Below are 22,582 nucleotides of genomic sequence, written 5' to 3' on the forward strand. Positions count from 1 at the left end.
TGGCGAAGGCGCGGCCCGCAAGCGAAACCTATAATCGATTGTTCAAGCAAATCAAGCAGTCAGGTCGGTTCGCCGCAGTGGTTTCGACGAGAGGGTCGCCATCGCCAGGCCGCCCTCGACAGAAGACGAAATCCAAAGATGAGCCAGCCCACAATCACGGTCGCGGACATCCGCAAGACCTTTCTCGATTTCTTCGCTTCCAAGGGCCACACGGTGGTGGCCTCCAGCTCGCTGGTGCCGGGCAACGATCCCACGCTCATGTTCACCAACTCGGGCATGGTGCAGTTCAAGGACGTGTTCCTCGGCGAAGACAAGCGCCCCTACGTGCGCGCCGCCTCGGTCCAGGCGTGCCTTCGCGCCGGCGGCAAGCACAACGACCTGGAGAACGTGGGCTACACCGCGCGCCACCACACCTTCTTCGAGATGCTGGGCAACTGGAGCTTCGGCGACTACTTCAAGCGCGAATCGCTCACCTGGGCCTTCGAGCTGCTGACCAAGGTCTACAAGCTGCCGGCCGAGAAGCTCTGGGCCACCGTCTACATCGAGGACGACGAGGCCTACGACATCTGGACCAAGGACATCGGCCTGCCGCCCGAGCGCGTGGTGCGCATCGGCGACAACAAGGGCGGGCGCTACATGTCCGACAACTTCTGGATGATGGCCGACACGGGCCCCTGCGGCCCGTGCTCCGAGATCTTCTACGACCACGGCCCCGAGATCCCCGGGGGCCCGCCCGGCAGCCCTGACGAAGACGGCGACCGCTACATCGAGATCTGGAACAACGTGTTCATGCAGTTCGACATGCAGCCCGACGGCTCGGTCAAGAAGCTGCCCGCTCCCTGCGTCGATACCGGCATGGGCCTGGAGCGCCTGGCCGCGATCCTGCAGCACGTGCACAGCAACTACGAGATCGACATCTTCGAGGCGCTCATCAAGGCCGCCGCGCGCGAGACGGGCGAGAAGGACCTGGGCAACAACTCGCTCAAGGTGATTGCCGACCACATCCGCGCCACCTCGTTCCTGGTGGCCGACGGCGTCATTCCGTCGAACGAAGGCCGCGGCTACGTGCAGCGCCGCATCGTGCGCCGCGCCATTCGCCACGGCTACAAGCTGGGCCAGAAGAAGCCCTTCTTCCACAAGCTGGTGCCCGACCTCGTGAAGCTCATGGGCGAGGCCTACCCCAAGCTGGTGGCCGACGAGAAGCGCATCACCGAAACCCTCAAGGCCGAGGAAGAACGCTTCTTCGAGACGCTGGCCAACGGCATGGAAATCCTCGACGCGGCCCTGGCCGGCGATGCCAAGACGCTGCCGGGCGAGGTCGCCTTCAAGCTGCACGACACCTACGGTTTCCCGTTGGACCTGTCGGCCGACGTGTGCCGCGAGCGCGGCGTGAGCGTGGACGAGGCGGGCTTCAACGCCGCCATGGAAAAGCAGAAGGCCGCGGGCCGCGCCGCCGGCAAGTTCAAGATGGACCGCAACGTCGAATACGGCGGCGCGGGCAACGTCTTCACGGGCTACGAGAAGCTCGAAGAAAACGCCAAGGTCGTGGCGCTGTACTTCGAAGGCGCGGCCGTGCAGCAACTGAAGGAAGGCCAGCCCGGCATCGTGGTGCTCGACACCACGCCTTTCTATTCGGAGAGCGGCGGCCAGGTCGGCGACCAGGGCGTGCTGGTGGCCGAGGGCGTGCAGTTCGGCGTGGACGACACGCAGAAGATCAAGGCCGACGTGTTCGGCCACCACGGCACGCAGACCCAGGGCACGCTCAAGGTGGGCGACACGGTCAAGGCCGCGGTCGACACCGCGCGCCGCGCCGCCACCATGCGCAACCACTCGGTCACGCACCTGATGCACAAGGCCCTGCGCGAAGTGCTGGGCACGCACGTGCAGCAGAAGGGCTCGCTGGTCGATGCCGACAAGACGCGCTTCGACTTCGCGCACAACGCAGCCGTCACGAACGACCAGATCCTCGAGATCGAGAAGCGCGTGAACGCCGAGATCCTGGCCAACACCGAGACGCATGCGCGCGTGATGGACATGGAGTCGGCCCAGAAGACCGGCGCCATGATGCTGTTCGGCGAGAAGTACGGCGAGAGCGTGCGCGTGCTCGACATCGGCTCCAGCCGCGAGCTCTGCGGCGGCACCCACGTGGGCCGCACGGGCGACATCGGCCTGTTCAAGATCGTGAGCGAAGGCGGCGTGGCCGCCGGCGTGCGCCGCATCGAGGCCGTCACGGGCGCCAATGCGCTCGGCTACCTGCAGGAGCTCGAAGCCACGGTGCAGAGCGTGGCCGCCACGCTCAAGTCGCCCGCTGCCGAGCTGCAGGGCCGCCTCGTGCAGGTGCTGGAGCAGGTGAGGGCGCTGGAGCGCGAAGTGGGTTCGCTCAAGGGCAAGCTCGCGTCGTCCAAGGGCGACGAGCTCCTGGCGCAGGCGGTCGACGTCAACGGCATCAAGGTGCTGGCGGCCAAGCTCGACGGCGCCGACGCCAAGACGCTGCGCGACACCATGGACAAGCTCAAGGACAAGCTCAAGACGGCGGTGGTCGTGCTGGCCGCGGTCGACGGCGCCAAGGTGCAGGTGGCTGCGGGCGTCACGAGCGACACGGTCGGCAAGGTCAAGGCCGGCGAACTGGTCAACTTTGTCGCACAGCAGGTGGGCGGCAAGGGCGGCGGCAAGGCCGACATGGCCATGGCCGGCGGCACCGATGCCGCGGGCCTGCCGGCGGCGCTCCAATCGGTGCAAGCCTGGGTGGCGGAACGCACCTGATGGCCCGAGCCGAGGTGCCCGGCCGGCCTCCCGGCGAAGTGCTGGTGATGGGGGCGGGCACCATCGGCTGCTTCGTGGGCGGCAGCCTGGCGGCGGCCGGCGTGCCGGTCACTTTCGTCGGCCGTCCGCGCGTGCTGCAGGGCCTGGCCGAACACGGCCTGGCGCTCACCGACCTGGAAGGCGGCACGCACCGCCTGCCGGCCGCGAGCCTTCGGCTGAGCGAGCAGGTGCCCGTCGGCGCGATGCCGTCGCTGGTGCTGCTGTGCGTGAAGAGCGGCGCCACGGCCAGTGCCGCCGCCGAACTGGCTTTTGCGCTGCCCGCGGGCACGCTGGTCGTCTCGCTGCAGAACGGCATCTCCAACTGCGCCTCGGCGTCGCGCGTGGGGCCCACGCTCCAGGTGCTGCCGGGCATGGTGCCCTACAACGTGGCCGAGATCGGGCCCGGTGCCTTCCACCGCGGAACGGCCGGCCGGCTGGCGGCGCAGGACGATGCGGCGCTGCGGCCCTGGCTGCCAGTCTTCGCGCGGGCCGGCGTACCGCTCGACCTTTACCCTGACCTGCTGCCCGTGCAGTGGGGCAAGCTGCTGCTCAACCTCAACAACCCGGTCAATGCGCTCTCGGGCCTGCCGCTGCGCGACGAGCTGCTGCAGCGCGGCTACCGGCGCTGCTTTGCGGCGCTGATCGACGAGGCGCTCGGCGTGCTGGGCAGCGCCGGCATCGCGCCCGCGCAGGTGGCCGCGGTGCCGGCGCAGCGGCTGTCGGCGGTGCTGCGGCTGCCCGACTGGCTGTTTCGCATCGTCGCGGCGCGCATGCTGCGCATCGATGCCAAGGCCCGCTCGAGCATGGCCGACGACCTGGCGCTCGGGCGCCGCACCGAGATCGATGCGCTCAGCGGCGAGGTCGTGCGCCTCGCGCAGGACCAGGACCTGGAGGCGCCGCGCAACGCGAGGATGTTCGCGCTGCTCGAGGAGTGGCCCGCCCAGCCCCGGCGCTGGACGGCACGGCAATTGCAAGACGCACTGGGCCTGTCGTAGCGCGGACGCTGTACCCTCTGGGGCCATCGGTGCGCATGGTTTCAAGGGAGTGTTCTCATGCAGGTTCTGATCCTCGGCAGCGGTGTCATCGGCACCTCGGTGGCGTACTACCTGGCACGCGCCGGCCATGACGTGACGGTGCTCGAGCGCCAGCCCGCACCCGCGCTCGAAACCAGCTTCGGCAACGCGGGCGAGGTGTCGCCCGGCTACTCCGCGCCCTGGGCCGGGCCCGGCGTGCCGCTCAAGGCCATCAAGTGGATGCTCATGCAGCACAGCCCGCTGGTGATCAAGCCCATGCTCGATCCGGCCATGTGGCGCTGGGGCCTGTCGATGCTGTGCAATTGCACGCAGGCGCGCTACGAGCTCAACAAGGGCCGCATGGTGCGGCTTGCCGAATACAGCCGCGACTGCCTCAAGGCGCTGCGCGCCGACACCGGCATCCGCTACGACGAGCGCGCGCTCGGCACGCTGCAGCTCTTTCGAACCCAGCAGCAGCTCGACGGCATCGCCAAGGACGTCGAAGTGCTCCAGGCCTCCGGCGTGCCCTACCAGGTGCTCGACCGCGAAGGCTGCGTGCAGTACGAGCCGGCGCTCGCGGCCGTCAAGAACAAGTTCGTCGGCGGCCTGCGCCTGCCGGGCGACGAAACCGGCGACTGCTTCAAGTTCACGCAGGCGCTGGCCGTGCTGGCCGAGGCGGCCGGCGCGAAGTTCCGCTTCGGCGTGGGCATCCAGGCCATCGAGCACGGCGCCGGCGGCGTCACGGCCGTGCGCACCGATGCCGGCCGCTTCACGGCGGACCGCTACGTGGTGGCGCTCGGCAGCTACTCGCCGGCCATGGTCAAGCCGCTGGGCATCGACCTGCCGGTGTACCCGGTCAAGGGCTTCTCGATCACCGTGCCCATCTCCGACGCCAGCGGCGCGCCCGAATCCACCGTGATGGACGAGACCTTCAAGGTGGCCGTCACGCGGCTGGGCGAGCGCATCCGCGTGGGCGGCACCGCGCAGCTCTCGGGCTTCGACCTGCGGCTCGACGCAAGGCGGCGCGACACGCTCGAGCATGTCGTGACCGATCTCTTTCCGAAGGGCGGCAATGTGCGCGACGCCTCCTTCTGGACCGGCCTGCGCCCCATGACGCCCGACGGCACGCCGGTGATCGGCGCCACGCGCATTCCCAACCTGATGCTGAGCACCGGCCACGGCACGCTCGGCTGGACCATGGCGGCCGGCACCGGCCGCGTGATGGCCGACCTGATCGATGGCCGAAGCCCCGCCATCGACATGGAAGGCCTGACGGTGGCGCGCTACGGTGCGTAAAAAGGGCAGCGCTGGCCCCGCGGCCAGCTGAACAACCCGCCTGAGAACCACCCGCCGACCGCACGGCGGGATGCGGCCGCGCGCGCCGGACTCAAGGGTTTGTACTTAGATTGACGAAGCCATTCGTACTCGGTATTCTTCGTCTCGTTCCATTAATAAATCACTGTTTCATTAGTGAAACAAACAGATCAACCCCACGAACGCCATGCCATCCACACGCCGACAAGCCATTGCAGCCGCGCTCGCCTTCGGCGTCGCCTGCGCCACGGGGCCCGCCAGGGCCGAGAGCAGCTATCCGAGCAAGCCGATCACGCTGGTCGTCGCCTATCCGGCCGGCGGCGACACCGACGCGCTGGCGCGGCTCTTCGCCGAGAAGCTGTCGGCGCGCGTGGGCCAGCCCGTGGTGGTCGACAACCGCCCCGGCGCCAGCGGCATCATCGGCAGCGCCTATGTCTCGAAGGCGCAGCCCGACGGCTACACGCTGCTGCTCGCCCCCAGCACCTTCTCGATCGCGCAGCTGGTGCTCAAGACGGGCGGCACTTCGGGCTACGACGTGCTGAACGGCTTCACCCCCATCGTGCAGACCGGCAGCCTGCCGCTGTTCCTGGTGGCGAGCGGCGCCAGCGGCATGGCGAGCGTGAAGGACCTCGTGGCCGCGGCCAAGGCCGGCAAGCCGCTGACCTATGCGAGCCCGGGCAGCGGCTCGCCGATGCACATCCTGGGCGAAATGTTCAACCGCGCCGCGGGCGTGAACCTTGCGCACGTGCCCTACAAGGGCGTGGCCCCCGCGGTCAACGACGTGCTGGGCGGCCACGTGCCGGCCACCTTCATCACGCTGGGCCCGGTGGCGCCGTACCTTGCCAACGGCAAGATGCTGCCGCTCGCGGTGGCATCGCACGAGCGCTCGGCGCTCGCGCCCAAGGTGCCGACGCTGCAGGAGCTCGGCTACAAGGACGTGGAAGTCACGGCCTGGAACGGCCTCTGGGGCCCGCGCAACCTGCCGCCCGAGATCGTCAAGATGCTCAACGCCCACTTCAACGAGATCCTGAAGATGCCCGAGATCGTCTCGCGCATGGCCGTGCTGGGCACCACGCCCGTGGGCGGCAGCGCCGACGTGCTCGGCAAGACCAACGCCGCGGACTTTGCGCGCTTCGGCAAGGTCATCAAGGAGCTCGGCATCCAGGCCGACTGAAAAAGCACCATGACCGAACCCAAAGCCGTTCCCGATCCCTCGAGCCTGCAAGCCCTGCTGGCCGAGCTGCCCGCCAACCTGCTGGCGGGCCGCCGCATCCTCGTGACCGGCGGCGCGCGCGGGCTGGGGCTTGCCTTTGCGCAGTGCATCGCCGCGGCCGGTGCGCAGGTGGTGCTGGCCGACATCCTCGGCGAACTGGCCGAGAGCGAAGCCAAGGCGCTGCGCGATGCCGGCCACCGGGCGCATGCGCTGGAAGTCGACCTGTCGGACCCGGCCTCCATCGAAGCCTGCGCCGCGGAAGCGCTTCGCCTGCTCGGCGGGCTCGACGGCCTCGTCAACAACGCGGCCATCACCAATTCGGGCGGACGCGATGCGCACCAGCTCGACGTCGACACCTGGGACCGCGTGATGAACGTCAACGTGCGCGGCACCTGGCTCATGGGCCGGGCCTGCCGGCCCGCGCTCGCGGCCAGCGGGCGCGGCGCGGTGGTCAACCTCGCGTCCGACACCGCGCTCTGGGGCGCGCCCAACCTGCTGGCCTATGCGTCGAGCAAGGGCGCCGTCATTGCCATGACGCGCTCGCTGGCGCGCGAGTGGGGCGGCGACAACATCACGGTGAACGCCGTGGCGCCCGGTCTCACGCTGGTGGAAGCCACCGAGTACGTGCCGATGGCGCGCCACCAGAAGTACCTCGAAGGCCGCGCCATCCCGCGCGAGCAGCAGGCCGCCGATGTCTGCGGCGCCACGCTGTACCTGCTTTCCGGCCTCGCGCGCTTCGTGACGGGCCAGCTGCTGGCCGTCAACGGCGGCTTTGCAATGCACTGATTCAAATTTTTTCCGACGAATGGAGTGAACACGATGAGCGATTTGTCCGAACAGCAGAAGATCACCGATACCGCCGGCAGCACGCTGGCGCAGCCCGAAGGCAGCAGCCTGGCCGAGTGGATGAACAGCCGCATCGCGCGCTACGAAACCCGCAAGTACGACTGGGATGCGCTCAAGTTCCAGGCCGACTTCGACCCCAAGTTCCGCCGCGCGCAGATGCGTTACGTGGGCACGGGCGGCACCGGCGTTGCGAAGGACGTCAACACCGTGCCGGCCGAGCACTTCACCTTCTCCACCATGGTGATCCCGGCCGGCCATGAAGGCCCGCCGCACCTGCACACCGACGTGGAGGAAGTGTTCTTCCTGATCCGCGGCAAGCTCAAGGTGGTGATCGAAAAAGACGGCGAACGCTTCGAAACCATCATGACCGACCGCGACCTGATCTCGGTGCCGCCCGGCGTATACCGCGAAGAAATCAACATCGGCGACGAAGACGCGCTGATGTGCGTGATGCTCGGCGCCAAGAAGCCCGTGACGCCGACCTATCCGGCCGACCATCCGCTCGCGAAGATCAAGCGCTGAAGAAAAAGAAAGAGGCCATGAACGACGCCATTGCCACCCACGCGCAGAGCGCCTTGCCCGCTTCCGAGCTGGCGCTGCTGGAGGCCCGCTTTCCGGCGCGCGCCGTGCCGGTCGGCGGCGGTGCCGTGGTGTCGGTGCGCGAATGCGGCGCGGGCCCGGCCATCGTCTGCCTGCACGGCATCGGCTCGGGTGCGGCCTCGTGGCTCGGCCTTGCCTTGCAGCTCGCGCCGCAGGCCCGCGTGATCGCGTGGGATGCGCCGGGCTATGGCGCCTCGACGCCGCTCGCGCCTGCGTCGCCTTGTGCGGCCGACTACGCGCAGCGGCTGCACGGCCTGCTCGATGCGCTGGAGCTGCCGTCCTGCGTGCTGGTCGGCCATTCGCTCGGCGCGATCACGGCGGGCCGCGCCGCGCGCAAGGATTCTGCCCTGGCTTCGCGCATCCGCCGTCTCGTGCTCGTCAGCCCCGCGGCCGGCTATGGCGCCCCGCAGCGCGAGGAAGCCCGCCGCAAGGTGCGCGCCGAGCGGCTTGCAACGCTCGATGAACTCGGCATTGCCGGCATGGCCGCGAAGCGCGCAGGCCGGCTGGTGTCCGGCAACGCCAGCGAACGCGCGCGCCAGTGGGTGCAATGGAACATGGCGCGGCTGAGCGACGGCGGCTATCGCCAGGCCGTCGAGCTGCTGTGCAATGCCGACCTGCTGGCCGACCTGCCGCCCGTCATGCCGGTGCGCGTGGCCTGTGGCGCGCTCGATGCCGTCACCACGCCCGAGGCCTGCGCCGAGGTCGCGCGCCGCTGCGGCGTGCCGCTCGAATCGATTGCCGATGCCGGCCATGCGAGCTACGTGGAGCAGCCGCAAGCCGTTGCCGCATTGCTGCGCGAAGTGCTGGCCGCCTGACAGAAGACACACGACAAGACAACCAAAGGGAAGAACGAACCACCATGGCCACCCACGACAACGAGACAATGGAAGAGGGCGGCGAGCGCTACAACGTGCCGGCGCTCGAACGGGGCCTGCGCGTGCTGTGCGAGTTCAGCCGTGAGAGCCGCACGCTCTCCGCGCCTGAACTGGGGCGCCGCCTCGACCTGCCGCGCTCGACCGTGTTCCGGCTTCTCACCACGCTGGAGAACATGGGTTTCCTCGAGCGCGCCGAAGGCGGGCGCGACTACCGCCTGGGCCTGGCCGTGCTGCGCCTGGGCTTCGAATACCTGGCCTCGCTGGAGCTCACGCAGCTGGGCGCGCCGCTGCTCAACCGCCTGTGCGACGAGCTGCGCACGCCCTGCAACCTGGTGGTGCGCGACGGCCGCTCCATCGTCTACGTGGCCAAGGTGGCGCCGCCCACGCCGTTCGCAAGCTCGGTCACCGTGGGCACGCGGCTGCCGGCCCATGCCACGGTGCTCGGCCGCGTGCTGCTCGAAGACCTCACGCTGCCGCAGCTGCGCGCGCTCTACCCGGAAGACAGGCTCGAGACCTTCTCGCCGAGCACGCCCACGACCGTGAGCGAGCTGTTCGACATGGTGCAGGCCGACCGCACGCGCGGCTACGTGCTGGGAGAAGGCTTCTTCGAATCGAACATCTCCAGCATCGCGGCGCCGGTGCGCGACCACAGCGGCCACATCGTGGCGGCGCTGGGCGCCACCATCACCTCGGGCCACATCGAGGAGAACCGCATGGACGAGATGGTGCAGCGCGTGCGCGCCACCGCCGAAGAAATTTCGGGCCTCCTGAACTATTCGCCCGCCCGCGCGCAAAAGGTGGTGCCGCTTCGCAGCGCATGAACCACGCCATGACACAGCCATCTACTTCTTCTTCCTTCTTTGCCGCCGACGCACTGGCGGGCCGCGTGGCCGTGGTCACGGGCGGTTCCTCGGGCATCGGCCTGGCCACGGTCGAGCTGCTGCTCGAATGCGGCGCCGCGGTGGCGCTGTGCGGCCGCAATGCCGGGCGGCTCGACAGCGCGGTGGCCGGCCTGCGCGAGAAGCACGCGGGCGCGCGGCTCTTCGCGCAGCCCTGCGACGTGCTCGACGGCCCCTCGGTGCGCGCCTTTGCGGCCGCCAGCGAGGCCGCGCTCGGCCCGGCCTCGATGCTGGTCAACAACGCGGGGCAGGGGCGCGTCTCCACCTTCGCCGACACCGACGACGCGGCCTGGACCGAAGAGCTCAAGCTCAAGTTCTTCTCGGTCATCAACCCCACGCGTGCCTTCCTGCCGCAGCTCGCGGCGCAGCGGATCGTGCACGGCGACGCCGCCATCGTCTGCGCCAACTCGCTGCTCGCGCGCCAGCCCGAGCCGCACATGGTCGCCACCTCGGCCGCGCGCGCCGGCCTGCTGAACCTCGTGCGCTCGATGGCCACCGAGTTCGCGCCGCAGGGCGTGCGCGTGAACGGCATCCTGATCGGCCTGGTCGAGTCGGGCCAGTGGCGCCGCCGCTTCGAGGCGCGCGAAGACAAGTCGCAGGACTGGGCCGCATGGAGCGGCCAGCTCGCGCAGAACAAGCACATTCCGCTGGGCCGCCTGGGGCTTCCGACCGAAGCCGCGCGCGCCATTCTTTTTCTTGCTTCACCGCTCGCGTCGTACACGACGGGCAGCCACATCGATATCTCTGGAGGCCTTTCGCGCCATGCATAACCCCAACAACAACAACACGGTCACGGTCGGCGCAGTCGTCGCGGCCTTTCTCGAACAGTGCGGCGTCAAGGCGGCCTTCGGCGTGATCTCGATCCACAACATGCCGATCCTCGATGCCTTCGCGCAGCGCGGCGCGATCCGCTTCGTGCCCGCGCGCGGCGAGGCCGGGGCCGGTAACATGGCCGACGCCTATGCGCGCTCCACGGCCAGCCTGGGCGTGTGCCTCACCAGCACGGGCCCGGCGGCCGGCAACATCGCGGGCAGCATGGTCGAGGCGCTGACGGCCGGTGCGCCGCTCTTGCACATCACGGGGCAGATCGAGACGCCGTATCTCGACAAGGGCATGTCGTACATCCACGAGGCACCCGACCAGCTGACCATGCTCAAGGCGGTGTCGAAGGCGGCCCTGCGCGTGCGCAGCGTGGAGACCGTGCTCGGCACGCTCAAGCGCGCGGTGCAGCTCGCATTGACGGCGCCGACCGGGCCGGTGAGCGTGGAGATCCCGATCGACATCCAGTCGGCGCTCACGACCATGCCGGCCGACCTGTCGCCGCTGCCGATCGAGCGGCCCGTGCCTTCGGCCGCATCGCTCGATGCGCTGGCGGCACGCCTGGCAGCCGCCAGGCGCCCGATGCTGTGGGTCGGCGGCGGCGCGCGCCATGCGGGCGCCGCCATCCGCCGGCTGCAGAAGCTCGGCTTCGGCGTGGTCACGACCACGCAGGGCCGCGGCACGGTGCCCGAGGACGACGCGGGTTCGCTCGGCTCCTACAACATCCACAAGCCGGTCGAGGCGCTGTACCAGCGCTGCGACGCAATGCTGGTCGTCGGCTCGCGGCTGCGCGGCAACGAAACGCTCAAGTACGAGTTGAAGCTGCCGCGCCTGTTGCTGCGCATCGATGCCGACGCCGCCGCCGAAGGCCGCGGCTACGCCACCGACCTGTTCGTCTGCGGCGATTCCGCGCTGGCGCTCGAAGGCCTGGCCGACCGCCTCGAGGCCGCGAAGTACAAGGCCGACCCCGAACTGCTCGCCGACCTGCGCGCCGCGCACGAACAGGCCGTGGCCTCGCTGACCGACGGCCTCGGCCCCTATGCCGCGCTCGTGAAGGAGCTGCAGGCCGCAGCCGGCCGCAGCTTCAACTGGGTGCGCGACGTCACGGTGTCGAACAGCACCTGGGGCAACCGCGAGCTGCGCATCTTCGAGCCGAGCGCGGGCGTGCACGCCACGGGCGGCGGCATCGGGCAGGGCATGCCGATGGCCATCGGCGCGGCCATTGGCGCGGCCGAGACGGGCTCGGGCCGCAAGACCTTCTGCCTGGCGGGCGACGGCGGCTTCATCCTGAACCTCGGCGAGCTTGCCACCGCGGTGCAGGAGCAGGCCGACATGCTGATCGTGCTCATGAACGACAAGGGCTACGGCGTCATCAAGAACATCCAGGACGCCCAGTACGGCGGCCGCCGCTGCTATGCCGACCTGCACACACCCGACTACGCGATGCTGTGCGCCTCGCTGGCGCTGCCGCATGCGCGCGTGCAGCGCATGGACGAGCTGAAGGCGAAGCTCGGCGAGGCGCTGGCAAGGAAGGGCCCGTTCCTGCTCGAGATCGACATGCTGTCGATCGGCGATTTCAAGAGCGCCTTCGCGGGTCCACCGACCAATACCGTGACCCAGATTCCGGCGCTCGGCAAGGCTGCGGCCACGTCGGTGGAGTGACGGGCATGACCGCGCTGCGCGTTGCACTCATCGGCTGCGGTGCCATCGGCACCTCGGTGCTCGAACTGCTCGAGGGCGACACGGCCCTGGCGGTGGCGGCCATCGTCGTGCCTGAAGAAGGCGTGGCCGCTGCGCAGAGGCTTGTGCCCGGCGTGCCGGTTGCAAGCCGCGTGCCGGTTGCGGGCATCGACCTCGTGGTCGAGACGGCCGGGCATGCGGCCATCGAGGAGCATGTGCTGCCGGCGCTCGCACGCGGCACGCCGTGCATCGTGGCCTCGGTGGGCGCGCTGTCGGCCGCGGGCCTTGCCGAAAGGCTCGAAGCCGCCGCCACTGCCGGCCGCACCCAGGTGCAGCTGATCGCGGGCGCGATCGGTGCCATCGACGCGCTGGCGGCCGCGCGCATCGGCGGGCTGGGCAGCGTGCGCTACACGGGCCGCAAGCCGCCGCGGGCCTGGAAGGGCACGCCGGCCGAGCAGGGCCGCGACCTCGATGCGCTCACGCAGGAAACCGTCATCTTCGAAGGCAGCGCGCGCGAGGCGGCGCAGCTCTATCCCAAGAACGCCAACGTCGCGGCCACCGTGTCGCTCGCGGGGCTGGGGCTCGACAGGACGATGGTGCGGCTCATTGCCGATCCGGCCATCGCCGACAACGTGCACACGGTCGAGGCCGAGGGCGCCTTCGGCAGCTTCGAGCTGACCATGCGCAACAAGCCGCTTGCGGCCAATCCCAAGACCTCCGCGCTCACCGTCTACAGCGCGGTGCGCGCGCTGCGCAACCGGGCCGCGGCGCTCGCCATCTGAGCCATTCCCCACCATGATTTCTTCCGAACTTCTTCCGATCTGCGTTGCCGGCGAATGGCGCCTGGGCGGCGGCGACGTGTACGAGAGCCTCTATCCCGCCACGGGCGAGCCGATCGCGCGCCTCAGGGCCGCGAGCCTGGCCGATGTCGAGGAGGCCATCACGCGTGCCGACCACGCGTTCCGCAACAGCGGCTGGGCCCAGCGCCTGCCGCACGAGCGCGCCGCCGTGCTGCACCGCGTGGCGCAGCTGATCCGCGAAGAGAGCGAAAGCCTTGCGCAGAAGCAGCGCCTGGACAACGGCAAGCCGATCAACGAAACGCGCAACCTCGTGGCCAGCGCCGCGGGCACCTTCCAGTTCTTCGCGGCAGCATTGGAGACGCTCGAAGAAACCATCACCCCCTCGCGCGGCGCCTTCGTCACGATGAGCGTGCACGAGCCCATGGGCGTGGTCGCGGCGATCACGCCGTGGAACTCGCCGATCGCGAGCGAAGCGCAGAAGCTCGCGCCCGCGCTGGCGGCCGGCAATGCGGTGGTCGTGAAGCCCGCCGAAGTCACGCCGCTGATGGCGCTGGAGCTCGCGCGCATCTGCGAGCAGGCCGGCGTGCCGAAGGGCATCGTCAGCGTGCTGCCGGGCAAGGGATCGGTCATCGGCGATGCGATCACGAAGCATCCGCTGGTCAAGCGCGTGTCGTTCACGGGCGGCACCACCACCGGCAAGCACATCGCGCACATCGCGGCCGACAAGATGATGCCGGTGTCGCTGGAGCTGGGCGGCAAGTCGCCCACCATGGTGCTCGACGATGCGGACCTCGACCATGCGGTGAGCGGCGTGCTCTACGGCATCTTCAGCTCATCGGGCGAATCGTGCATCGCCGGCTCGCGCCTCTTTGTGGCACGCGGCATCTATGACGAGTTCCTCACGCGGCTGGCCGAAGGCGCCAATGCCTTGCGCGTGGGCGACCCGGCTTCGGAGCGCACGCAGATGGGCCCGCTCATCACCGCCAGGCACCGCGAGGGCATCGAGCGCTATGTGGAGCTGGGCGTGTCCGAAGGCGGGCGCATCCGCACCGGCGGCGTGCGGCCCCATGGCGGCGACTACGACAAGGGCTACTTCTACCGGCCGACCATCATCGAGGGCCTGGACAACAGCGCGCGCATCAGCCAGGAAGAGATCTTCGGCCCGGTACTGGTCGCGATGCCCTTCGACGACGAGGAGTCGCTGATCGCGCAGGCCAACGACAGCGTCTACGCGCTGGCCGCGGGCGTCTGGAGCCGCGACTTCAAGCGCGCCTGGAAGCTCGGCCGCGCGGTGCAGGCCGGCACCGTCTGGGTCAACACCTACAAGCAGTTCTCGGTCTCCACCCCCTTCGGCGGCTGGCGCGACAGCGGCCTCGGCCGCGAGAAGGGCCGCGAAGGCATTTTCCAGTACATGGAGCAAAAGAGCATGTACTGGGGCACCAACGAACAACCTCTGCCCTGGGCACTGACATGAGCGTACTTGGCATCGACCAGATCACCTACGGGGCGGACGACCTGCCCACCTGCCGCCGTTTCTTCGAGGACTGGGGCCTCGCGCTGAAGTCGGAAGCGGCCGACGAGCTCGTCTTCGAATGCCTCAACGGCTGCAAGGTGGTCGTCGCGGCGTTGGACAAGGCGGGCCTTCCGCCCGCGATGGAAGAGGGCCCGACGCTGCGCGAAGTGGTGTGGGGCGTGGAAAGCGACGCGGACCTCGACCGCTATGCCGCCGCCATCGCGCGGGACCCGGCCTTCTTCGATGTCACCGTCGACGGCGCGCGCCGCATCGGCTGCATCGACCCCAACGGCCTCGCCGCGCGGCTGCAGGTCAGCCGCAAGCACGCGGTCGAGGTCGACTGCGGCGCCATGAACACCTGGAACGCCAAGCCGCGCGTCAACCAGCCCGCACCGGTCTATGAACGCGCGACGCCGATCGAGGTCGGCCACGTGGTGTTCTTCGTGAGCGACGTGGCGGCCACCAGCGCGTTCTACGCGCAGCGCTTCGGCTTCGTTTCGTCCGACAGCTATCCGAAGCGCGGCGCCTTCATGCGCTGCGCGCCGGAGGGCGGCCACCATGACCTGTTCCTGCTGCAGATCCCCTCGGGCAAGCGCGGACTCAACCACGTCGCCTTCACCGTGCGCGACATCCACGAGGTGTTCGGCGGCGGCCTGCACTTTTCGCGCCGCGGCTGGGAAACGCAGCTGGGCCCGGGGCGGCACCCGGTGTCTTCCGCGTACTTCTGGTACTTCAAGAATCCGGCCGGCGGCCTGATCGAGTACTACGCGGACGAAGACCAGCTCACGGCCGACTGGCAGCCGCGCGAGTTCGAGCCGGGGCCTACGGTGTTCGCCGAATGGGCGGTCGACGGCGGCCTCGACGGCAACACGCGCCGCCAGAAGAACGCGGAAGGCCCGAAGGGCGCCTTCCTCACGGAGAAAAAGTGAATCCCACAACCACCACCATGCAACGACGCCTTTCCCTTTCCCTTGTGTTCGCCGCGCTGTCGGCCTTTGCCATCGCTTCGCCCGCGCAGGCGCAGGGCGAGGTGCAGAAGCAGCTCTCGAGCGAGCGCTTCACCATCGTCTCGCCGTTCCCGCCCGGCGGTCCGGTCGACACGCTGGCGCGCGTGCTGTCGGACGGGCTCGCCAAGCGCTACGGCCAGGCCGCGGTGGTCGAGAACCTGGTCGGCGCGGCCGGCAACATCGGCATCGACAAGGTCAAGCGCGCCAAGGGCGACGGCCACACGCTGCTCGTGGTGCCCGCGGGCAACCTCACGATCAACCCCACCTTGATGCCGAACTTCCCGTTCGACATCGAGAAGGACTTCGTGCCCGTCACCATGCTGGCCAAGGCGCCCAACGTGCTGGTGGCCTCGCCCTCGTCGGGCATCAAGAGCGCGAAGGAGCTGGTGGCGCGGGCCAAGGCCAAGCCCGATTCGCTTTCGTACGCCTCGCCCGGCGTGGGCAGCGGCCTGCACCTGGCGGGCGAGCTGTTCAAGCAGCAGGCCGGCATCGACCTGCTGCACGTGCCCTACAAGGGCACGGCGCCCGCGCTCAACGACGTGCTCGGCGGCGCGGTGCCGCTGATGTTCAGCAACCTGCCCGCGACCATGCCCTTCATCAAGAACGGCAAGCTGGTGGCGCTGGGCGTGACCGAGGCCGCGCGCAGCCCGGCCGCGCCCGACATTCCGACGCTGGCGGAGCAGGGCATCCAGGGCGTGGCCGTGACCTCGTGGTATGGCCTGCTGGCGCCCAAGGGCACGCCGCCCGCCGTGGTCGAGCAGCTCGCGAAAGACGCCGCGGAGATGCTGGCGCAGCCCGACGTGCGCGAGCGCCTGAAAGCGCAAGGCATGACGGATGCAGCGATGAAGCCGGCCGCGTTTGCCGCGCACATCCGCGAAGAAACAGCCGTGTGGGCCAGGATCATCAAGGCCCGCAACATCGTGGCCGAGTGAGCCGCGAACAACAAAAGGGGGAGACACCCATGAAGACAAGCGAATCCACCATCGGCATCGTCGGCGCGGGCATCGGCGGCCTGGTGGCGGCCATCGCGCTGCGCCGCGCCGGGCACGACGTGGCCGTGTTCGAGCAGGCGAAGCAGTTCGCCCGCGTCGGTGCGGACATCAACCTCACGCCCAATGCGGTGCGTGCGCTGGACGGCCTCGGCGTGGGCGAGGCCGCGCGGGTCACGGCGGCCCGGCCTTCGTACCGCATCAGCCGCACCTACGACACGGGCGAGGAAACCTCGCGCCTCGAGATGGCCGATTCGGCCGAGCAGCGCTACGGTGCGCCGCAGCTCACCATCCACCGCGCCGATCTGCTGGCTGCGCTGGCCGACATGTTCCCGGCCGAGTGCGTGGCGCTGGGCAAGCGCGCGCAGACCATCGCCGCGGACGAGAAGGGCGTGAGCCTCTCGTTCAGCGACGGCACCGGCGCCCGCGTCGGCGCGCTGCTCGGCGCCGACGGCATCCACTCGTGCGTGCGCACCGCGATGTTCGGCGCCGAGAGCCCGCGCTTCACCGGCATCGTCGCCTACCGCGCCGTGGTGCCCGCCGAGCGTGTGGCGGGCGTGCCCAACCTCGGTGCCTTCACCAAGTGGTGGGGCCCGAATCCGCAGAGCCAGATCGTCACGTTCCCGCTCAACCGCGGCAGGGACATCTTCATCTTCGCGACCACGCCGCAGGACAGCTGGCACCTCGAATCCTGGACCGCGCCCGGCAGCGTCGACGAGCTGCGCGAACAGTACGTGGCCTACCACCCCGAGGCGCGCGCCCTGCTCGAAGCCTGCGACACGGTGCTGAAGACCGCCCTGTACGAGCGCGACCCCATGCCGGCCTGGACCGCCGGCCGCATGGCCCTGCTCGGCGATGCCGCGCACCCGATGCTGCCCTTCATGGCGCAGGGTGCGGGCATGGCGATCGAAGACGCCGTGGTGCTGTCGCGCCACCTCGAAGGCGTTGCCATGGCCGATATGCCCTCTGCGCTGCAGGCCTACCAGGCCGCGCGCATCGAGCGCGCCAGCCAGGTGCAGCTTGGCTCGCGCGGCAACAACTGGCTGCGCGAAGGCGGCAATGCCGACTGGGTCTATGGCTACGACGCCTGGGCCGTGCCGCTGGGCGCCCCCGCTGGCGCCACTGCCACCGCCTGATTCACATCCACCTCACCCCACGGAGGCAACCATGCAACAAGACCGCTACCTGCAACCGCACCAGGCGCGCCAGCGCCCCGCGACCACCTATGAAGACCTGCTGGGCGACGTGATCGAGCGCGCCTTTGCCGACGGCATCCACGACCTGCCCAGCCTCGTGCAGCGCCTGAACGACAGCGGCCTGGCCACACCCGGCGGCCAGCCCTGGACCGAGGCGCTGTACCGCAAGGAAATGGCCACGCTGGCCGCCTGAGGAGCATCACACCATGACCATCGCCATCACCCCCGTTGCCGCAGACCCGGTCGACCATTTGCTCGAGATCGGCCTGAAGGATCTCTGGTACCCGATCTGCCCCTCGCACTTCATCAAGGAGAACCCCGTCTCGCTGCGCCGCCTGGGCCGCAAGATCGCGCTGTGGCGCGACGGCGAAGGCGTGCTGCACGCGCTGGAGGACCGCTGCCCGCACCGCGGCGCGCCGCTGTCGCAGGGCGTGGTGCTGGGCGACCGGCTCTCGTGCCCCTACCACGGCGTGGAAGTGCGCCATGACGGCGTCGTCACGCGCGTGCCCGGCAGCCCGGGCTGCAAGCTCGAAGGCTCGCAGGCCACGCGGCACTTCCATGTGCAGGAATGCGCGGGCGCGGTGTTCCTCTACAACGGGAAGGAATCGGTCGACGTGCCGCCGCCGCTCGTGCTGCCCGAGCAGCTCACGGACGACGCCGAGTATTCGTCCTTCCTTTGCTACACCGAGTGGAAGGGCGACTACCGCTACGTGCTCGACAACGTGATGGACCCGATGCACGGCACCTACCTGCACAAGCAGTCGCATTCGATGGCCGAGGGCGATTCGACGGCCAAGTTCGGCATCCGCCAGACCGACACCGGCTTCGTGTTCGAGAAGGAAGGCCAGCGCAACGTCAACTTCGACTGGACCGAATGGGCCGACACCGGCATCCACTGGATGCGCCTGGAAATTCCATATCCGAAGACCGGCGGCCCCGGCGGCAACTTCATCATCATCGGCGCCTTCTCGCCGATCGTGAAGGGCATGACGGCCACCTTCTTCTGGCGCGTGCGCAAGCTGCCGCGGGGCTGGGAGCGCGACACCTGGCGCTTCCTCTACAAGAACCGCCTCGAGGCGCGCCACTGGCACGTGCTCGAGCAGGACCGCGTGATGCTCGAGGAGATGGAGCCCGACGCCAACCAGCACGAGAACCTCTACCAGCACGACCTGGGCATCGTGCGGCTGCGCCGCCACATGCGCAATCTCGCGCAAGCACAGCTCGCAGAAGCTGCCGCGGCCGCGGCCTGATCCATAGAAAGCCTTGCCATGTCTTCCCCCACGCTGAACGCCCTGGTGCACACGATGCGCTACGAGGCCGACGGCATCGTCAGCGTCGAGTTCCGGCCGGCTTCGCCCGAGACGGAGTTTCCCGCCTTCGAGGCCGGCTCCCACATCGACCTGCACCTGCCCAACGGGCTGGTGCGCAGCTACTCGCTGTGCAACCCGGCGAGCGACCGCCAGCGCTACGTGGTCGGCGTGCTCAACGACCGCAAGAGCCGCGGCGGCTCGCGCTATGTGCACCAGCAATTGCGCGTGGGCATGACGCTGCCGATCTCGGTGCCGCGCAACAACTTCAAGCTCGAAGAGGGCGCGGACCATTCGGTGCTGGTGGCCGGCGGCATCGGCGTGACGCCCATCTGGTGCATGCTGCAGCGGCTCGCGGCCCTGGGCAGGCCGGTGGAACTGGTCTACTGCGCGCGCACCCGCAAGGAGGCCGCCTTCTGCGAGGCGATCGAGGCGCTGGCGCGCGAGCATGCGGTGCCGGTCACCTGGCACTTCGACGAAGAGAAGGGCGCGCCGCCCGACCTGGCCGCGCTCCTGGCCGGCAAGGGCGCCGCGAGCCACTACTACTGCTGCGGCCCCACGCCGATGCTCGATGCCTTCGAGAAGAGCTGCGAGACGCTGGGCTATGCCCATGCCCACATCGAGCGCTTTGCCGCAGTGCACGTGGAGGCGCCGAGCGCCACGCAAAGCTGCGTGGTCGAGTGCGCCAAGAGCGGAAGGAGCGTCGAGGTGCCGCCCGGCAAGTCGATCGTCGACAGCCTGATCGATGCCGGCCTGAACCCCGACCACAGCTGCAAGGAAGGCGTCTGCGGCGCCTGCGAAACCGCGGTGCTCGAAGGCGAGGTCGACCACCACGACGGCATCCTCACCAAGATCGAACGCGCGTCCAACAAGACCATGATGATCTGCGTCTCTCGCTGCAAGGGCGAGCGGCTGGTGCTCGACATCTGAGGCCGCCGGCCAGAGAAAAACCAACCCGAAAATCCGATGAAAAAATACTTGATCACGCTGGCCGCGGCCAGCGCGGCTGGCGGAGCGCTGGCCCAATCTTCCGTCACGCTCTTCGGCGTGGTCGACGCGGCCGTCACCTACACGCGCGGCAGCGGCGACGGGTCGGCCCACAAGACGCAGCTGACCAACAGCGGCAACATGTTCAGCCGCCTCGGCTTTCGCGGCACGGAAGACCTGGGCGGCGGGTACTCGGCCAACTTCTGGATGGAGATGGGCCTGCAGAACGACAGCGGCACGGGCTTTCCGTCGAACTCGAACAACCAAGCCAGCGGCAACGGCCCGGCGGGCGTGCTGAGCTTCAACCGCCGCTCGACGGTGAGCCTGGCGGGTCCGTTCGGCGAAGTGCGCCTGGGCCGCGACTACGTGCCGGCGTTCTGGAACACGGCCATCTTCGATCCCTTCGGCACGGGCGGCGGCATCGGCGCCAACCAGATCTATTTCTCGGGCCTGGGCGGCCTGGTCGCACCGACCGGCACGCGCGCCTCGAACAGCATCGGCTACTTCCTGCCCGCGAACCTCGGCGGCTTCTACGGGCAGGTGATGTATGCGATGGGCGAGAACGATTCGAACGCGCTGCTGCCGGGCACCAGGGTGCCGAGCAAGCACGACGGCGAACACACCGGCGCGCGCTTCGGCTACCAGAGCGGCGGCCTGCACGTGGCCATTGCCACCGGCCGCACGCGCTATGCGAGCGGCGACCTGCGCGTGACCAACCTGGGCGCGGCCTACAGCTTCGGCCCTTCGCTCATGAACCTCAAGCTCACGAGCGAGCTGTACAAGGAATCGAAGGGCAGCACCGACGCCAAGGGCGTGCTCGTCGGCTTCCAGCTGCCCATCGGGCCGGGCGAGATCAAGGCCTCGTATGCACGCTACAAGCTGGAGCCCGCGAACGCGGTGCGCGAGCCCACCTCGTCGAAACTGGCCATCGGCTACGTGCACAACCTGTCCAGGCGCAGCGCGCTGTACGGCACGCTCGCGCGCATCAGCAACAGGAACGGCGCCGCGCAGGCGCTGGCGGGTGCCATCACCATGCCGGGCCGCTCGTCCAGCGGCATCGAGCTGGGCATGCGGCACATGTTCTAGGCGCAGGGCGCGCCAGCACCATCCACGCAAAAAAAAAAGGCCGGGCCATGCACAGCAAAAACTTTCGTTGGTACGGCGTCGCCACGCTGTTCGTGATCGTCGCGATCTCCTACGTGGACCGCATCAACATCGCGGTGCTGATCACCGACGCCGCGTTCCTCAGCCACGCGGGCATTGCCGCTTCCGACCGCGTGAGCCAGGGTTTTTTGGCCACGGCCTTCATGCTGGGCTACGGCGTATCGGCCTTCGTGCTCACGCCGTTCTGCTCGGCCTTGTTCGGCGTGCGCCGCAGCCTGGTCTACGGCCTCATCTTGTGGGGCGTGGTGACCTGGGCCTCGCCCCTGTTCGACAGCTACGGCCTGCTGCTGGCCTCGCGCGTGCTGCTGGGCGTGTCGGAAGGGCCGCTGTTCTCGCTCGCGTCGTCCTACATCAAGGCGCACTTCAGGAGCGACGAGAACGGCAAGCCCAATGCGCTCGTGAACATGGGCACGGGGCTCGGGCTGGCGGTGGGCTATCCGCTGGTGGGCTACCTGCTCACGCGCTTCGCGTGGGACAGCTCCTTCCATGTGCTGGGAGTGCTCAACATCGCACTGGGCATTCCGCTGGTGCTGGCCTTCGTGCGCATGCCGGTGGGGCATGAAGACGGGACCAGGCCGTCTTCCCTTGGCGAGGCGATGGCGCGCGTCGGCGGCATCGTGCGGGGTGCGCTGCACACGCGCAACCTGTTCGTCATCACGCTGCTCACTTCGGCGGCGCTGGCCTATCTCTGGGGCAGCAGCAACTGGCTGCCGACCTACCTGCGCGAGGCGCGCGGCTTCTCGCTGCGCGAGATGGGCTGGATCGCGTCGGCGCCGCAGTACGCCACGGTGCTTGCGGTGTTCGTGGGCGGCGTGCTGATCGACAGGCTCGGGCGCGACCGCGTGCCCTTCATCTTCATGGGTGCGAGCGCGGGCGTGGCGCTGTCGGTGCTCATGGCCATCAACGCACGCGATCCGTATGCGGCCGCATGCTGCCTGGTGGCGGCCAATTTCTTCTGGGGCCTGCAGAGCCCGGCCATTCCGAGCACGGTGCAGCATTGCTCGCGGCCCGAGCACACGGCCAGCGCCTTCGGCGTGACGAACGGCGCGGGCAGCCTGGTGGCGGCCTTCATGCCGGCGCTGATGGGCGGCGTGATCAGCGCGGTGTCGCATGGCGGCGGCGCGGGTGCGGCCGTCACCGCGGCGTCGTCGGCGGCGGGCTTCTTCGCGGGCTTTGCGCTGCTCATCGGCACGCAGGCGGTGGTGTTTGCCTGCGGACTGCTGCTGTGGTGGCGCGAACGCGCGCAGCGCATGACTGCAGTCTCTGGTTCACAGCTTTCGTAGCGGCGGCGGGCGCTGGAACCTTCGTACTGTGGCTGTTGCGTCACAGCGAACAGGCCCCGTGCCTGCAGACCACGCGAGCCGATGCTGCGGGCGCAGAACCATCTTCGTATCGCATGGCCCGCAGCGCGGGCCATGACGCCATTCGACTTATGGCGCGCGAACATTTTGAGAGAGAAAAGTTCCGCGGGTCGTTGAGCTGCCAGATTCGATCAGCTACAACTGTGCGCACTTCAACGGACGAGGGAATGCGCGTGAAAACAAAGACAAGAGCCGCT

Annotated in this window: 20 protein-coding genes; all 20 read left to right on the forward strand. The window is 69.0% G+C overall.

Annotated features, from left to right (window positions below; translation table 11 throughout):
• Positions 1–138: 138 nt before the first annotated feature.
• The 20 genes from alaS (at position 139) to VPA02S_RS27485 (ending at position 22,307) form a co-directional block, all read left to right on the forward strand.
• Positions 139–2,763, forward strand: coding sequence for an alanine--tRNA ligase (gene alaS / locus VPA02S_RS27390; RefSeq protein ID WP_062366812.1), 2,625 nt, complete (start codon positions 139–141; stop codon positions 2,761–2,763).
• Complete coding sequence (locus VPA02S_RS27395; protein WP_018904675.1) at positions 2,763–3,797, forward strand: 2-dehydropantoate 2-reductase; 1,035 nt, start codon at positions 2,763–2,765, stop codon at positions 3,795–3,797. Before alaS ends, VPA02S_RS27395 begins: the two co-directional genes overlap by 1 nt.
• Positions 3,798–3,854: 57 nt before the next feature.
• The gene (locus VPA02S_RS27400) at positions 3,855–5,111 is read left to right on the forward strand and encodes a D-amino acid dehydrogenase (protein WP_018904674.1); all 1,257 of its coding nucleotides are present in this window, start codon (positions 3,855–3,857) and stop codon (positions 5,109–5,111) included.
• Positions 5,112–5,316: 205 nt separating this feature from the next.
• Entirely contained in the window at positions 5,317–6,303 is a 987-nt protein-coding gene (locus tag VPA02S_RS27405; RefSeq protein WP_018904673.1) for a Bug family tripartite tricarboxylate transporter substrate binding protein, read from the forward strand.
• Between the two features lie 9 nt (positions 6,304–6,312).
• Positions 6,313–7,128, forward strand: a complete 816-nt coding sequence (locus VPA02S_RS27410; protein WP_018904672.1) for an SDR family oxidoreductase — start codon at positions 6,313–6,315, stop codon at positions 7,126–7,128.
• Positions 7,129–7,161: 33 nt separating this feature from the next.
• Entirely contained in the window at positions 7,162–7,710 is a 549-nt protein-coding gene (locus tag VPA02S_RS27415; protein WP_018904671.1) for a cupin domain-containing protein, read from the forward strand.
• A 17-nt stretch (positions 7,711–7,727) separates the two neighbouring features.
• Complete coding sequence (locus VPA02S_RS27420; protein ID WP_062366814.1) at positions 7,728–8,603, forward strand: alpha/beta fold hydrolase; 876 nt, start codon at positions 7,728–7,730, stop codon at positions 8,601–8,603.
• 44 nt (positions 8,604–8,647) lie between these two features.
• A complete protein-coding gene (locus VPA02S_RS27425; RefSeq protein WP_012748267.1) occupies positions 8,648–9,484 on the forward strand; it encodes an IclR family transcriptional regulator in 837 nt (278 codons plus the stop codon).
• A gap of 8 nt (positions 9,485–9,492) precedes the next feature.
• Positions 9,493–10,332: an SDR family oxidoreductase gene (locus VPA02S_RS27430; protein ID WP_020610580.1), complete on the forward strand. Its 840-nt coding sequence runs from the start codon at positions 9,493–9,495 to the stop codon at positions 10,330–10,332.
• Positions 10,325–12,043, forward strand: coding sequence for a thiamine pyrophosphate-binding protein (locus VPA02S_RS27435; RefSeq protein WP_018904669.1), 1,719 nt, complete (start codon positions 10,325–10,327; stop codon positions 12,041–12,043). Before VPA02S_RS27430 ends, VPA02S_RS27435 begins: the two co-directional genes overlap by 8 nt.
• A gap of 5 nt (positions 12,044–12,048) precedes the next feature.
• Positions 12,049–12,843, forward strand: a complete 795-nt coding sequence (locus VPA02S_RS27440) for an aspartate dehydrogenase (RefSeq protein ID WP_018904668.1) — start codon at positions 12,049–12,051, stop codon at positions 12,841–12,843.
• Positions 12,844–12,856: 13 nt separating this feature from the next.
• Positions 12,857–14,335: an aldehyde dehydrogenase gene (locus VPA02S_RS27445; protein WP_018904667.1), complete on the forward strand. Its 1,479-nt coding sequence runs from the start codon at positions 12,857–12,859 to the stop codon at positions 14,333–14,335.
• Positions 14,332–15,303 carry a VOC family protein gene (locus VPA02S_RS27450; protein WP_018904666.1) on the forward strand — a complete coding sequence of 324 codons (972 nt, stop codon included), beginning with the start codon at positions 14,332–14,334 and terminating at the stop codon, positions 15,301–15,303. The genes VPA02S_RS27445 and VPA02S_RS27450 overlap by 4 nt, the downstream gene beginning before the upstream one ends.
• 17 nt (positions 15,304–15,320) lie before the next feature.
• Positions 15,321–16,313: a Bug family tripartite tricarboxylate transporter substrate binding protein gene (locus VPA02S_RS27455; protein ID WP_026284008.1), complete on the forward strand. Its 993-nt coding sequence runs from the start codon at positions 15,321–15,323 to the stop codon at positions 16,311–16,313.
• Positions 16,314–16,342: 29 nt separating this feature from the next.
• Positions 16,343–17,506: an FAD-dependent monooxygenase gene (locus VPA02S_RS27460; RefSeq protein WP_018904664.1), complete on the forward strand. Its 1,164-nt coding sequence runs from the start codon at positions 16,343–16,345 to the stop codon at positions 17,504–17,506.
• Between the two features lie 31 nt (positions 17,507–17,537).
• Positions 17,538–17,759, forward strand: a complete 222-nt coding sequence (locus VPA02S_RS27465; RefSeq protein WP_018904663.1) for a recombinase-like helix-turn-helix domain-containing protein — start codon at positions 17,538–17,540, stop codon at positions 17,757–17,759.
• A gap of 13 nt (positions 17,760–17,772) precedes the next feature.
• Positions 17,773–18,816, forward strand: coding sequence for a Rieske 2Fe-2S domain-containing protein (locus VPA02S_RS27470; RefSeq protein ID WP_018904662.1), 1,044 nt, complete (start codon positions 17,773–17,775; stop codon positions 18,814–18,816).
• Between the two features lie 18 nt (positions 18,817–18,834).
• Positions 18,835–19,803, forward strand: coding sequence for a PDR/VanB family oxidoreductase (locus tag VPA02S_RS27475; RefSeq protein ID WP_062366816.1), 969 nt, complete (start codon positions 18,835–18,837; stop codon positions 19,801–19,803).
• A 36-nt stretch (positions 19,804–19,839) separates the two neighbouring features.
• Positions 19,840–20,946, forward strand: a complete 1,107-nt coding sequence (locus tag VPA02S_RS27480; RefSeq protein ID WP_018904660.1) for a porin — start codon at positions 19,840–19,842, stop codon at positions 20,944–20,946.
• Positions 20,947–20,993: 47 nt separating this feature from the next.
• A complete protein-coding gene (locus VPA02S_RS27485) occupies positions 20,994–22,307 on the forward strand; it encodes an MFS transporter (protein WP_018904659.1) in 1,314 nt (437 codons plus the stop codon).
• Positions 22,308–22,582 lie beyond the last annotated feature (275 nt).

Source organism: Variovorax paradoxus NBRC 15149 (assembly GCF_001591365.1).
Lineage (GTDB): Bacteria > Pseudomonadota > Gammaproteobacteria > Burkholderiales > Burkholderiaceae_C > Variovorax > Variovorax paradoxus.